This window comes from Neobacillus sp. SuZ13, from assembly GCF_030123365.1.
Lineage (GTDB): Bacteria > Bacillota > Bacilli > Bacillales > Cytobacillaceae > Neobacillus.
The window spans coordinates 4,025,569-4,039,060 of sequence record NZ_CP126107.1 but is presented as its reverse complement, the minus strand read 5'-3'; the positions used below and the strand labels follow the sequence as shown (position 1 = coordinate 4,039,060).

General features: G+C 37.1%; 13 protein-coding genes. 6 read left to right on the top strand and 7 right to left on the bottom strand.

Features of this window, described 5'->3' with window-relative positions; genetic code table 11:
- The first annotated feature begins 5 nt into the window (after positions 1-5).
- The 3 genes from trpB to mnmH all read left to right on the top strand — a co-directional run bounded on the left by trpB (position 6) and on the right by mnmH (position 3,269).
- On the top strand, positions 6-1,205 hold the full coding sequence (trpB, locus tag QNH17_RS19805; protein WP_283874566.1) for a tryptophan synthase subunit beta: 1,200 nt from the start codon (positions 6-8) through the stop codon (positions 1,203-1,205).
- 3 nt (positions 1,206-1,208) lie between these two features.
- On the top strand, positions 1,209-1,994 hold the full coding sequence (trpA, locus tag QNH17_RS19800) for a tryptophan synthase subunit alpha (RefSeq protein ID WP_283874564.1): 786 nt from the start codon (positions 1,209-1,211) through the stop codon (positions 1,992-1,994).
- Between the two features lie 180 nt (positions 1,995-2,174).
- Positions 2,175-3,269: a tRNA 2-selenouridine(34) synthase MnmH gene (gene mnmH, locus QNH17_RS19795; RefSeq protein WP_283874562.1), complete on the top strand. Its 1,095-nt coding sequence runs from the start codon at positions 2,175-2,177 to the stop codon at positions 3,267-3,269.
- Between the two features lie 34 nt (positions 3,270-3,303).
- Here the strand turns inward: mnmH and sda are convergent, their stop codons facing one another.
- Positions 3,304-3,438, bottom strand: a complete 135-nt coding sequence (gene sda / locus QNH17_RS19790) for a sporulation histidine kinase inhibitor Sda (RefSeq protein ID WP_026563762.1) — start codon at positions 3,436-3,438, stop codon at positions 3,304-3,306.
- Between the two features lie 199 nt (positions 3,439-3,637).
- Between sda and QNH17_RS19785 the strand changes: the two genes are divergently transcribed.
- A complete protein-coding gene (locus QNH17_RS19785; protein ID WP_026563761.1) occupies positions 3,638-3,841 on the top strand; it encodes a DUF6501 family protein in 204 nt (67 codons plus the stop codon).
- Positions 3,842-4,149: 308 nt separating this feature from the next.
- Positions 4,150-4,740, top strand: a complete 591-nt coding sequence (locus QNH17_RS19780; protein WP_283874560.1) for a GNAT family N-acetyltransferase — start codon at positions 4,150-4,152, stop codon at positions 4,738-4,740.
- A 45-nt stretch (positions 4,741-4,785) separates the two neighbouring features.
- Here the strand turns inward: QNH17_RS19780 and QNH17_RS19775 are convergent, their stop codons facing one another.
- The 6 genes from QNH17_RS19775 to QNH17_RS19750 all read right to left on the bottom strand — a co-directional run bounded on the left by QNH17_RS19775 (position 4,786) and on the right by QNH17_RS19750 (position 10,584).
- Positions 4,786-5,361 (bottom strand): YhcN/YlaJ family sporulation lipoprotein, encoded by a 576-nt coding sequence (locus QNH17_RS19775; protein WP_283874559.1) that lies wholly within the window; start codon positions 5,359-5,361, stop codon positions 4,786-4,788.
- Between the two features lie 106 nt (positions 5,362-5,467).
- On the bottom strand, positions 5,468-6,262 hold the full coding sequence (yidC, locus tag QNH17_RS19770) for a membrane protein insertase YidC (RefSeq protein ID WP_283874558.1): 795 nt from the start codon (positions 6,260-6,262) through the stop codon (positions 5,468-5,470).
- Positions 6,263-6,293: 31 nt separating this feature from the next.
- Entirely contained in the window at positions 6,294-6,584 is a 291-nt protein-coding gene (locus QNH17_RS19765) for a hypothetical protein (RefSeq protein ID WP_283874556.1), read from the bottom strand.
- A 174-nt stretch (positions 6,585-6,758) separates the two neighbouring features.
- Positions 6,759-7,511, bottom strand: a complete 753-nt coding sequence (gene pflA / locus QNH17_RS19760; RefSeq protein ID WP_283874555.1) for a pyruvate formate-lyase-activating protein — start codon at positions 7,509-7,511, stop codon at positions 6,759-6,761.
- A 58-nt stretch (positions 7,512-7,569) separates the two neighbouring features.
- Positions 7,570-9,795 (bottom strand): formate C-acetyltransferase, encoded by a 2,226-nt coding sequence (gene pflB, locus QNH17_RS19755; protein WP_283874554.1) that lies wholly within the window; start codon positions 9,793-9,795, stop codon positions 7,570-7,572.
- A gap of 336 nt (positions 9,796-10,131) precedes the next feature.
- Positions 10,132-10,584 carry a cupredoxin domain-containing protein gene (locus QNH17_RS19750; protein ID WP_283874553.1) on the bottom strand — a complete coding sequence of 151 codons (453 nt, stop codon included), beginning with the start codon at positions 10,582-10,584 and terminating at the stop codon, positions 10,132-10,134.
- A 288-nt stretch (positions 10,585-10,872) separates the two neighbouring features.
- Here QNH17_RS19750 and mprF point away from each other — a divergent pair, with 288 nt between their 5' ends.
- Positions 10,873-13,401 (top strand): bifunctional lysylphosphatidylglycerol flippase/synthetase MprF, encoded by a 2,529-nt coding sequence (gene mprF, locus QNH17_RS19745; RefSeq protein ID WP_283874552.1) that lies wholly within the window; start codon positions 10,873-10,875, stop codon positions 13,399-13,401.
- Positions 13,402-13,492: the final 91 nt, after the last annotated feature.

Genomic DNA, 13,492 nt, shown 5'->3' with positions numbered 1-13,492 from the left:
AGGGAATGAACACTTATACATTACCAAATGAGAAAGGCCACTTCGGCATTTTCGGAGGAAGATTTGTCCCTGAAACATTGATGAAAGCAGTAATAGAACTTGGTGAAGCGTATGAAAGCGCGAAAAAGGATCCTTCCTTTCATGTGGAAATTCAAGAGTTATTAAAAAACTATGTTGGTAGAGAAACGCCGTTGTATTATGCAGATAATCTTACAAGACATGCCAGAGGAGCTAAGATTTTTCTTAAAAGAGAAGATTTAAACCATACAGGTGCCCATAAAATTAATAATGCTATTGGGCAAGCACTATTAGCCGTACGTATGGGAAAGAAAAAAATCGTCGCTGAAACGGGAGCTGGCCAGCATGGTGTGGCAACCGCGACCGTTTGTGCTTTATTAAATCTTGATTGTATCGTGTTCATGGGTGAAGAGGACATCAAAAGGCAGGCCCTTAATGTTTTTAGAATGGAATTGCTGGGTGCAAAGGTTGTTAGTGTTACCTCTGGGAGCGCTACATTGAAAGATGCAGTAAATGAGGCGTTAAGATACTGGGTCGAAAATGTTGATGATACTCACTATTTATTGGGTTCTGTAATGGGGCCGCATCCATTTCCTCAGATGGTCAGGGATTTCCAAAGTGTGATCGGTAAGGAAACAAAACACCAATTCCAATTAAGCGAAGGGACACTTCCAGATGCCGTGGTAGCCTGTATTGGCGGAGGGAGTAATGCAATGGGGATGTTCTATCCATTTATCGAAGATGAAGAGGTCAGTCTCTACGGGGTAGAAGCAGCTGGACAGGGTGTTGATACAAAGTACCATGCAGCCTCCTTAACTAAGGGAAGTCCAGGGGTATTACATGGAGCACTCATGTATCTTTTGCAAGACCAAGATGGTCAAGTTCAGGAAGCACATTCTATCTCGGCCGGATTAGATTATCCTGGTATCGGACCTGAGCATAGCTATTTACATGACATTGGTCGTGCAAAATATCATTCGATTACCGATAAAGAGGCGCTGGACGCTTTTCAGCTTTTATCTAGACTGGAAGGAATCATCCCAGCTCTTGAAAGTGCACATGCCATTGCTTTTGCAGTAAAGCTGGCCGCAGAAATGGACGAATCGCAAAAAATAGTAGTTTGTTTATCAGGGCGCGGTGACAAAGATGTTGATACGGTGAAAACACGTTTAGGAGAGGAGAGATAAAAAATGAACCGTTTTGAAAAAACTTTTGCAGCATTGAAAGAGAATAATACAAAAGCGTTTGTTCCATACATCATGGCAGGAGATGGCGGACTGGAATGTTTGGTTGATCGTCTTCAATTATTAGAGAAATTCGGTGCAACGGCCATTGAGGTGGGGGTTCCATTTTCGGATCCAGTGGCTGATGGACCAACCATCCAGCAAGCGGGAATTAGAGCACTTGGAAATGGCACAACGCTTAAGAGCATTATTACAGAATTAGGAAAGGCACGAAAGGAAATTAATGTTCCAATCCTGCTTATGACTTATTTAAATCCAATATATCGCTATGGGATCAATGAATTTGTCCAAGATATACGGAATGCAGGTGTAGACGGGTGTATTATTCCCGATTTACCGATAGAAGAAGAAGGGATTATTACACCGCAGCTAGATGAAGCTGAAATAGAATTAATTCGTCTTGTCACGCTCACAACACCTATTGAGCGAATCAAAACGATTGCAAATAAGGGCAGGGGATTTTTATACACGGTAACAATTAAGGGGATTACAGGTGTGAGAAATGAATATGATTCGGAATTGAATCAATTCTTACAGAATGTAAAAGCTCAAAGTCCAATTCCTGTCTTGGCGGGCTTCGGCATTTCAAGCCAAGAACAGATTGCAGACTTAACAAAGTACTGTGATGGAGTTATAGTTGGCAGCAAAATTGTCGATCAATTTCATAATGGAAAACTGGTTGAGATGGAAAAGTTAATGTCTGTTTTTAAACCAATATCAAAAATGGTATAAGCACACAGGGTAACTGTCTCTCCTTGAATGCAAGGGATGTTTCCTGTATAATAGATACGTAGGAAATTCTAATTTACACTAGTTGACTTTTTTCGAAACTTCCCATTGTGGAAGTTTTGTTTGTTTTCTAATAGATATTTGATTTATTCAATAAGAATTTTTAAGAGGAGCGTAGATGATATGAAAGAAATGACTGTCGAAGAACTTTTTACGATTAAGAATCCTATAATCATTGATATACGCTCACCAATTGAGTTTAATGATGGTGCAATTCCTGGAGCGATCAATGTTCCCTTATTTACAGATGAAGAACGTCAGATAATTGGAACAATTTATAAACAAGAAGGACCATCGCACGCTAAGTGGAAAGCAATGGAAATCGTTTCCCCTAAGATTCCTGTCTTATTACAAACAATAAAGAAGGCCATTTCTAACGATTCGGAGCTGATTATCCATTGCTGGCGAGGTGGGATGAGAAGTAAAGCTGTGGTCACGTTTCTCGAGTTTGCAGGTATTTATGCTAGTAGGCTAGTAGGTGGATATAAAGAGTACCGCCACTATATTCTTGAACAGTTACCAAAAATGCTTCCCGGCAAAGCTATTGTCCTTCATGGACTAACAGGGGTTGGGAAAACAGAGGTCTTAAAGGTCTTGAAAAAAAGAGGATATCCAATTTTAGACCTTGAAGAGATGGCAGGGCATCGCGGTTCTATATTCGGAACAATCGGACTTGGGGATGGTCATAATCAAAAAACATTTGACTCCTTACTATTTAAAGGACTTACCGAAATCAAGGGTGCTGATTACTTTCTCGTGGAAGCAGAAAGCAAAAGAATCGGAAAAGCCGTCCAAACCGAGGAATTAATGGATAAAAAGATGAGAGGGATAAATATCAATCTAAATACCCCGATTGAACAAAGAGTAACACATCTTGTGGCGGAATATGTACTTCCTTACCAGAATGAGCCATGGTATTTTGATAAGATATCAGATGGGATTGAAAAGGTGTTAAGGCGTATTAAAGCTATTGATATCAGAAATTCACTTATCCAAGCGTTATCGGAGCGAAATTACCCGGATATGATTCACCTTTTACTTGAATACTATTATGATCCGCGTTATGACCATGCGAAACAAGAGTATGAAGGGGAATTCTTTGAGATCTTTGCTGATAATCCGGTGGATGCGGCTGACAAGATTGCAGGAAAACTTACTGAATTATCCCTTTATCCTAATGATTTAACAAGTAATGAAATTAAATTGAGATTAAATTGAAAAACCGCTGAATCCTTTCAGCGGTTTTTTCGAGTTAACGATTTTTAAATGGTCTTAGGCCACGGCGTTTGATTTCATCTTTTAATATCTTAATCCATTCTTTTTCCTTGTCAGACTTTAATGCATCCCGATACGAAACAACTAATTGCTCATTACTCATAATTTTCATACTTATGAATGCCTCCTCAAGAAAATGGATTGAATATTCAGTTTTTATAATTGTAATGTTTTTTTGGTCATTTGAGAACCCAAAATTAATAAAATTTTAAAATAGTTCACAATTTCTTAATGTATTGATTTTGTTGCGCACCACCAGCCATTTTGATTATACTAGGAGTGGGACAAAGAACGAAAGGAAGGGTGCACCAATGATTCATCTATCATGGCGTGATCGGGAAACAATAAAAAAAATAAAATGCGTTCATACGGATGCCAAAAAATATCTTGTCAATAATGCCTTAACGGCTGGGAAAGTCTATGATGTAAAAAATGAGACAGAAGAATTTTATTACATTGTTGATAATACAGGAAAAGTAGGCGGCTTTTACAAAGAATATTTTCAGGATGCATAATAGGAGGACTGTGGAGCATAGCCCGCAGTCTTTTCTTATGGTAAGAAAGTAAAAGTTTTTGAACTTATATTACTGTCTAGCGCAAGCGGCCCTAGCGGCTAGTGTCCTTCGCTCTCCGCCCTGCGATAAGTCAAGCACGAATGCGCCTCCGGCTCTTCGTGTTTCCTTTATCTCAGTTGGAGCGCTCCACAAGGAAGGCTTCGGCAGCATAAGCATCGCACGAAGAAAGAGCGTTAGCTCTTTCGAGGAGGCCATACGCCGCTGAGCAGGGCGCTTGCGCTTTTCTTATGAAAAAGGGAGAATGATTTATGGTTAAATTATGGAACGATCTATTTTCGTTACAAGGGGAAACGGTAAAGTTAATTCCTGTCAGTATGGACCACTTAGACGGTTTGTGGGAAGCAGCGGAACCAGAAGAAATATGGACGTATATGGCGACAAAAATTCGCTCAAAAGATGATATGGAACAAATGATAAACGCTGCCATTAAAGCACGTGAACATGGAACAGATTATACCTTTACGGTTGTGGACAACAATAATCATATCATTGGAAGCACACGATTCTTAGATATACTCCCAAACCATAATAGTGCAGAAATTGGCTCGACGTGGTATCATCCGACTGTATGGCGGACCAAAGTAAATACCGAGTGTAAATTTCTTCTATTAAGCCATGCATTTGATGTTTGGAATCTTACACGTGTCCAATTAAAAACAGACGCTCGAAATATAAGATCCCAAAACGCGATTGCTAGAATCGGTGCCGTGAAAGAAGGAGTACTACGGAAAGATCGGATAATTTCTGATGGATACGTAAGGGATACGGTATTTTTTAGTATCCTTCATGATGAATGGGAAGGCGTAAGCACCCAATTAAAAGACAAGTTGTATAAATAATAAAAATGCCAGGCTGATGCGCCAGGCATTTTTTATTTATTTTGACTATTTTGCATTTGGGAAGACTCGACGGATAATATCAGAAAACTCATCCATGAAACCTGAAACAGGTCGTCCATTTCGAATATCTCTGGAATATGTATTCATGCGGTCATAAAAATCAGGGTTAACTGAAATATAAACGTTGTCAATATTTTCATCAACGGATTTGACTGCATGAGCAATCTTATCTTTAATATCTGAGGTCAATTCATTCCGTGATGAACGGTTCAATTTAGCAGCAACATAAGCATTATTATCATTTACAATGATAACTGCATCATCGACTTCGGACAAGTTGATTACTTTATCAACTGCCTTATCCGCTAGTCTTGTGTTGGTTGGATTGTTATTTCCTACGTTATTCCTATTATTATGCTTTCTCGTGCGGTCTAATTCGGGATCACTGGTATCAGCGCTTGAAATCGCAGGTCCGACTTGATGGGGATTATAATTTACACGGGTTATGTCAGTTGCATTTCGTTGACGTGTAGCAACTTCATTATTCATATCATTATTAGCGCAACCAGTTAAATAAAGACTTGGAATAAGGGAAGCAATGATGAATAAGTTGAATTTCATGTTGTCATATCACTCCTTTATCTGAATTCTACAAAATTAGGTTGCCATAATTGTAAAAAACTATCCAAAAAAAGAAGCATCCAAGGACGCTTCTTTTTCAGTCTGATTATTTTTGTTTGACTTGAACTTTCGGTGTCTTATTAGTTTGATAAAGACTTTTACTAATCATTGTTTGAATAATCAAGAACGTACCACCGACTACCCAATAAAGAGGAAGGGCTGCTGGTGCGTTAAATGAAAACATAACAATCATTAATGGGGAGAGTAAACCCATATATTTCATTTGGTCTGCCTGTGCGCTAGGCATATTCGACTGAGAAACTTTAAACTGGAAGTAGTAAATAACCCCAGCAATAATCGTAATAATGATGTCAGGATTTCCTAGACTGAACCATAAAAACTCATGAGTTTTAATCTCTTCGGAACCGCGAATCGCATAATAGAAACCAGTTAGAATAGGCATTTGGATAAGCAATGGTAAACAGCCCATATTTAATGGATTAACCCCATGCTTTTTATAAAGACCCATCATCTCTGCTTGAAGTTCCTGCTTTTTCTTTGGATCCTTTTCGGTTTTCATTTTAGTCTGAATGACATCCATTTCAGGCTTTAACACATCCATTTTTTCCTTCATGGCCATTTGATTTTTATACTGCCTTAACATAAGCGGCATTAGAGCAAGCCTGATAATCAACGTTACAAGAATAATGGACAAACCATAGTTTCCATTAAAAAGTTCAGCTAAATAATGGATAAAAGTTGAAAAAGGTTCGACAAAATAAGTATGGAAAAATCCACTATTGTTGTTTCCATTTTGTGCTTGTGATGAACATGCAGATAATAATAAAGTCGTTAAAGCCAACATTGTAACAATAATTAATGAAGATCGTTTGTTTTTCATATTTCCTCCTAGAATGGTTTATAAATATTTATTAAGAAAAAAGGGAGGAAACAGGTTCTTCAGAATCATCCTGTGAATATTCTTTTCTACGAAAATATATAACAATTCTTTTCAGAATAAAGCTGCCATTTAAACAACTTTTCTTAAGGTAAAGTACCAATGGGTGAATAATATTTGTCCTTGCCGGATCAGATAAGGAACCAACAAAAGAATATTCCACACTCCATGCCCATAATAATTTTAAAGCAATTCCTAAAAAAATACTTACATAAAGAGCGTTAAGTGCATTGATATCTGAACTGTCGATAAGCAATTGAAACAAATATTATCACCTCACTTAAATGTCAATGATATGAGTATATAGGAGATAGGGTAAAGAATCAATTTAATACTTGCCAAAATGCCAGATTATGAAGATATTTACTTATTGCCCAATAGGGTAAGTATCAAAGTTGCCAAATTATGCCCAATATCTAAAAACACTGATTCAATCGAATCAGTGTTTTTGGATGGGTACATTCCAGTGAGCAGTTATTTTCTTATAGGCAAACTCAACGTTTTCTTCTGTGGGTGGCTCAACAGAATGGAGTTGATATTCATTTCCAAGTACTTCCCATTTATAAACACCGAGTTTGTGGTAGGGAAGAATTTCAATCTTTTGGACGTTTTTAAGTGTTCCGATGAATTCACCAAGTTTGGTTAAATCTTCGGGATTATCTGTTACCGTAGGGACGAGCACGTGGCGAACCCAGATAGGAACGTGATGGTCGGATAAGAATGTCGCAAACTCAAGAATATGGTCATTGGCCATTCCTGTTAATTGAATATGTTTTTTCCGGTTAATATGTTTCAAATCCAACAGGATTAGGTCAGTATACTGGAGCAGCTCCTCTAACTGGTCTACAAAAAGCTTTGAATGAGAGAAGCAGCCACCTGAAGAATCAATGGTCGTATGAATCCCTTTCTTTTTACATTCCTTAAACAATTCTGTTAGGAAGGGGATTTGCAGCAGGGGTTCACCACCGCTCACTGTAATTCCACCGCCAGAAGACTGAATGAAAGGCAGATAGGACATAAGATCATCCATGATTTCGGAAACGGTCATTTCTTTGCCGCTGCCAATTTCCCATGTATCAGCATTATGGCAAAACTGGCACCGCAATAGGCAGCCTTGTGTAAAAATAACATAGCGGATACCTGGTCCGTCGACTGTACCTAATGTTTCGATTGAATGAATATTTCCGTTCATGATGATGATCCCCCTAAGTTTACTAGGAGCCCCAATAAAAGGGCCTCTGTTGGTTTAATTATAGTGATTCATGGAATGTTCGATTAATAACGTCTAACTGTTGTTCTTTTGTTAATTTAATGAAGTTAACTGCATATCCAGAAACACGGATTGTTAATTGTGGGTAAAGCTCTGGGTGTTCCATTGCATCAATTAATGTTTCACGATTAAAGACGTTAACATTTAAGTGATGACCTGATTTAATAGCATATCCATCTAGGATTGATACCAGGTTACGGGTTTGGCTTACTTCTTCTTTACCTAATGCTTTAGGTACGATTGAGAAGGTATTTGAAATTCCATCCATCGCATAGTTGTATGGAAGCTTCGCAACCGAAGATAGTGAAGCTAGTGTTCCTTTTGTGTCACGGCCGTGCATTGGGTTAGCGCCTGGTGCAAATGGTTCTCCCATACGACGTCCATCAGGTGTATTACCGGTTTTCTTTCCATAGACTACATTAGATGTAATCGTTAAGATAGATAGTGTGTGAACAGAATCACGGTAAGTTTGGTGTTTACGAAGCTTTTTCATAAAGGTTTTAAGCACTTCTACCGCAATTGCATCGACTCGGTCATCGTTGTTTCCGTATTTAGGGAAGTCCCCAGTAGTTTCAAAATCAACCGCAAGACCGTTTTCATCACGGATTACTTTAACTTCTCCGTATTTAATAGCGCTCAGTGAATCAGCAACAACGGATAGGCCGGCAATACCAGTGGCCATTGTCCGAAGAATCTTCGTATCATGCAACGCCATTTCAATTCTTTCATAACTGTATTTATCATGCATATAGTGAATGACATTTAAGGTATTGATGTAAAGACCAGCAAGCCATTCCATCACAAGATCGAATTTTTGCATTACTTCTTCATAGTTTAATACTTCAGATGTAATTGGCTGATATTGTGGACCTACTTGAATTTTTAATTTTTCATCTACACCGCCGTTAATAGCGTATAGAAGTGCTTTTGCAAGGTTGGCGCGGGCACCAAAGAACTGCATTTGCTTACCAATCTCCATTGCTGATACACAGCAAGCAATTCCATAGTCATCGCCATATTCTGGTCGCATAATATCGTCGTTTTCATATTGAATCGAGCTAGTTTTGATGGACATTTTCGCACAATATTTTTTAAAGTTTTCAGGTAACTGTGGTGACCATAAAACTGTTAAGTTTGGTTCTGGTGCAGCACCTAAGTTATCCAATGTATGCAAGAAGCGGAATGAGTTTTTCGTTACAAGGGACCGACCATCATTTGCCATACCGCCAATTGATTCTGTTACCCAAGTAGGGTCTCCACTGAATAGTTCATTATAATCTGGTGTGCGGGCAAATTTTACAAGACGAAGCTTCATAATAAAATGGTCAACTATTTCTTGTACTTCTTTTTCCGTTATTGTTCCGTTTTGTAAATCTCTTTCTACGTAAATATCTAAGAATGTTGACACACGGCCAAGGCTCATTGCCGCACCGTTTTGTTCCTTAATCGCTGCTAAGTATCCAAAGTACACGAATTGGAATGCTTCAGCAGTATTTTTAGCTGGTTGACTAATATCAAATCCATAGCTGTTTGCCATTTCTTTTAATTCTTTTAAAGCACGAATTTGTTCGGCAAGTTCTTCACGAAGGCGCATATTTTCTTCAGTCATTACTTTGCTTGTGTTCTTTTGGTCTTTTTGCTTTTCTTGGATTAAGAAATCAACACCGTAGAGAGCAACGCGGCGATAATCCCCAATAATACGGCCGCGGCCATAAGCATCAGGAAGACCGGTAATAATCGCAGCTTTACGAGCGAGCATCATTTCATCTGTATAGGCATCGAAAACACCTTGATTGTGAGTTTTACGGAACTCAGTAAAGATTTTTTCAATTTCAGGGTTTAATTGGTAACCATAAGCTTCACAAGCTGCTTTCGCCATACGGATCCCACCAAATGGCTGCATTGAACGATTAAACGGTTTATCGGTTTGTACCCCAACAATTTTTTCAAGGTCTTCGTTAAGGTAACCAGGTCCATGGGAAGTAATCGTAGATACGGTTTCTGTGTCCATATCTAATACGCCGCCCTTTTCACGCTCTTGTTTGGTTAATTCCATTACCTGTGCCCAAAGTTTAGTGGTTGCATCTGTAGGTCCTTCTAAAAATGAATCATCTCCTTCGAAAGGAGTAAAGTTATTAAGGATAAAATCGCGAACGTTAACTTCTTTTGACCAAGCACCTTTTGTAAATCCAGTCCATTGTTCCATGATTAATCACCTCATATTTTTGTATAAAACAATATAACAGTTTGGTTGTTCTTTCTATAAATCGAGTATAACAGATTTCTTGTGAAAAAAGGCACGTATATTAGTATCTAATTGTTAACGTTTTGTGAAGTCTTATTTAATGGGGATAATTAGCATTATTTTCAGATTGTTAATAAAGGTTTTTAGATTCATTTTTGGAACTGTACTATAATTATTCGGATGGGTTGCGAAACTGTTATATATGAAGAAGTTAATAAAAACAAGGTGTTAATAGTGAAAAAAGAATGAAACAGCAATTCTTTTCTCATGAAAAAAACAGGAGAAAGATCTCCTGTTTTAATCTACTACTATATAAGCAATCATTGGACCATTATGTGAGCGATCGGAGTGGACTTCACAAATTAACCGATACGTACCTTCTTTTTCAAATTGTAAGGGAACAACTGTCTCTTCTCCTTTTTTGACAGTCCCTTTTATTTTTGTTCCTTCTATATAAAATGGGTGCTCTTCACCGTTTATTCCGCTAATAAATAACCTTACTTTTTCACCTTTCTCTAAAAATACTGTCCCAGGATCCCAGCGATAAGCCTCCATTTCTTTTCCATTTTTCAATTTCGTACTGAATTCTGCAGTAACCATGTGAATTTCACGGATATCTTTCGAGCCTTGCTGATTAAAAACAGTTATATCCCCAGCCTTTAACATGAACCAGGCTGACAGGGAGAAAAGTACAACCCCTATTGCAACAAAGAATAGGAGTGTTTCTTTTTTAAAGACTAAAAATTTCATTTCGTACCCCCTCGTAAATTTGTCCTACTTTATACTTATGCTAAGGGGGGGAGAAAACTTGTCTATTTTTTTGCAAGATTTTGATTTGTTTTGTTTTTGTTAACACTTATACCTTCAAACATGGTTGAACATAAATAAAAATGTCTAGAATAAGTAGTAACACCCTATAGAGTGAGATAATTTTTCTTTGTTTTTCTATTAGAAAAGTTTATAGTAAAAACAGGAAATGTGTTTCTATGTAAATTAGAAGTTGCTAATTAATTCGCAAATAATTAGGTGGTTAGCTTGTTGGGGATTAGAAAAGAAAGAATATTAAAGACACTAAAATTTATTTTTCCGTTGTTACTGTTAATCTTTGCAATTAACGAAATCAAAAAATTTACTCAAAACATAAATATGCACTTACTCAAGGAAGAACTTAGTCAACTTGATATGGGGCGTCTTCTATTTATATTATTCATCACTTTTATAGCTGTCTTACCCATGTTGCTTTACGATGTGGTATTAGTACGAATTTTAAAATTAAAAGTTCCAACCAGAGATTTATTAGAACAATCATTTATTGCTAATTCGTTTTCAAATTTAATTGGCTTTGGTGGAATAATCGGGGCAATGTTAAGAACGTATTTCTTTCATAAGCACGAACCGGACAAACGTAAACTTTTAGGGGTTATTGCATCCGTATCATTATTTTATTTAACAGGTATTTCAGTGCTATCATGGATCGTCACAAACAATTTTCGTAACTTCCCGTTGTTTGTTGACACAAAATGGCTCTATTTTGCAGTGGTGGGTGTTGGTTTATATTTACCACTATTTTTAATTTTACATATAATAAGGTCAAAAAAAGGAAGTCCTTCTCTAGTTAGTGCCAATAGTACCTTGAAGCTAATTTTGATATCCATAATCGAATGGTTTGCAGTATTTTTAGCCATTTGGATTTTATGCCGCACCTTAGGAATTTCTATCTCTGCTGCAAATCTTTTCCCTGTCTACATTGTTGCTGCATGTGCCGGGATCATTAGTATGATCCCAGGCGGATTAGGTTCTTTTGATTTGGTATTTATTTGGGGGATGCAAGATTTACATATCCCTGAAGAAAAGGTACTTGTATTATTACTATTTTATCGGATTGGCTATTACTTTCTCCCATTTTTTATTAGCCTAGTTTTCTTTGTTAAGCTATATTGGAAAAAGTGGAATCAAACTTGGAATGATCTTCCTAAAGCCGTGGTTCAAAGATTAAGCCATGTCATTTTAACCATGCTGGTTTTCCTTTCTGGTTTAATCCTACTGTTATCAGCTAGTGTGCCTGGAATTATGTCCCGGTTGAAGGTTGCACAAGAACTTTTATCCTTTCCAATTATTAATGTATCGCACCAATTATCTGTTGCAGCTGGGTTTTTATTATTAGGTTTATCTCGGGGGATTGAATATAGCGTAAAGAGGGCCTACGAGCTAACGATGTTCGCTTTAATATTGGCCGCACTGTTTTCTATCTTTAAAGGAATTGATTATGAAGAGGCAATCTTTTTAATTATTGTCGCTTTGTTGCTCCGGATGTCAAAAGGTCAATTTTATCGAGAGAGTTATGTGTTAACTTGGGGTAAAACGATTTTTGATATAATGATTATTCTTGTAATCACTTCTATGTATCTCGTGATTGGTTATCTGAATTTACCGATTTCTAAAATAGAAATACCACCTAAACTTTTGCCCTATGTAATAGTTGATTATCACGATTTATTTATGAGTGCAGCAATTGGGCTTGTTATTGCTCTATTCATTCTTATGTTTGGATATTTAATCAGTCTGCCGAAAAGTTGGAATTTAGAGAGATCTGCAAACCGTGAAAAAGATATTGTTGACCATTTATCGAAGTATCAAGGGAAGGTGTTATCGCATTTAATTTTTTTACATGATAAATTCATATTTTGGAACAGTAAAAAGAATGTATTAATTTCCTTTCAGCAATTTGCAGACAAGCTGGTCATCCTTGGAGATCCCATTGGGGAAAAAGATGAAATATCAAATGCAATAGAGGAATTTCAGGAAATCGCTGATTTACATGGTTTTACGCCCGTATTTTATCAAGTAAGTGATGATATGCTTCCATATCTACATGGGCATGGCTTTGCTTTTTTTAAGTTAGGTGAAGAGGCATTTGTTGATCTGAAATACTTCTCCTTAACAGGGTCCAAAATGAAAGGGTTGCGAGCATTACGAAATAAATTTGTTCGTGCTGATTATTCTTATGAGATCATTACCCCTCCATATTCAAAAGACCTTTTAGAAGAATTAAGAGAGATATCAAATGAATGGCTGCAAGGGAGAGAGGAAAAAGGTTTTTCACTAGGTTTCTTTTCTGAGGATTATTTAAATAAGGCGCCAATTGCGATTGTAAGAAATGAACGTAAGCAGATTCTTGGTTTTATGAGCATCATGCATGTATATGATGATTATCAAACAATTTCTGTTGATTTAATGAGGTTTAAACCAGAAGCCGCATCAGGTGCAGTTGATTTTCTTTTCTTGTGTTTATTTGATTGGGCAAAAGAACAAGGGTATGATCGGTTTAATATGGGAATGGCCCCATTGGCAAATGTAGGACTGTCAAGGTTCTCATTTTTAAGCGAAAAAATTGCTGCACAAATTTTCCTGAATGGCCATTTTTTTTACCACTTCCAAGGTCTGCGAAAATTTAAAGAAAAATATACAAATATTTGGGAACCCAAATACTTGGCCTATCGAAGAAAATCATCATTACCAATAATCATGGCGCAAATTACTATGCTTATATCGAAAAAAAGAAATTAGTCCAATTTCCGGTTGGTGTGACCAGCCGGTTTTTCTATATCTATAAATGACTTTCCAATAGATTTCCTAAATTAATCTATTATTTTGCAAT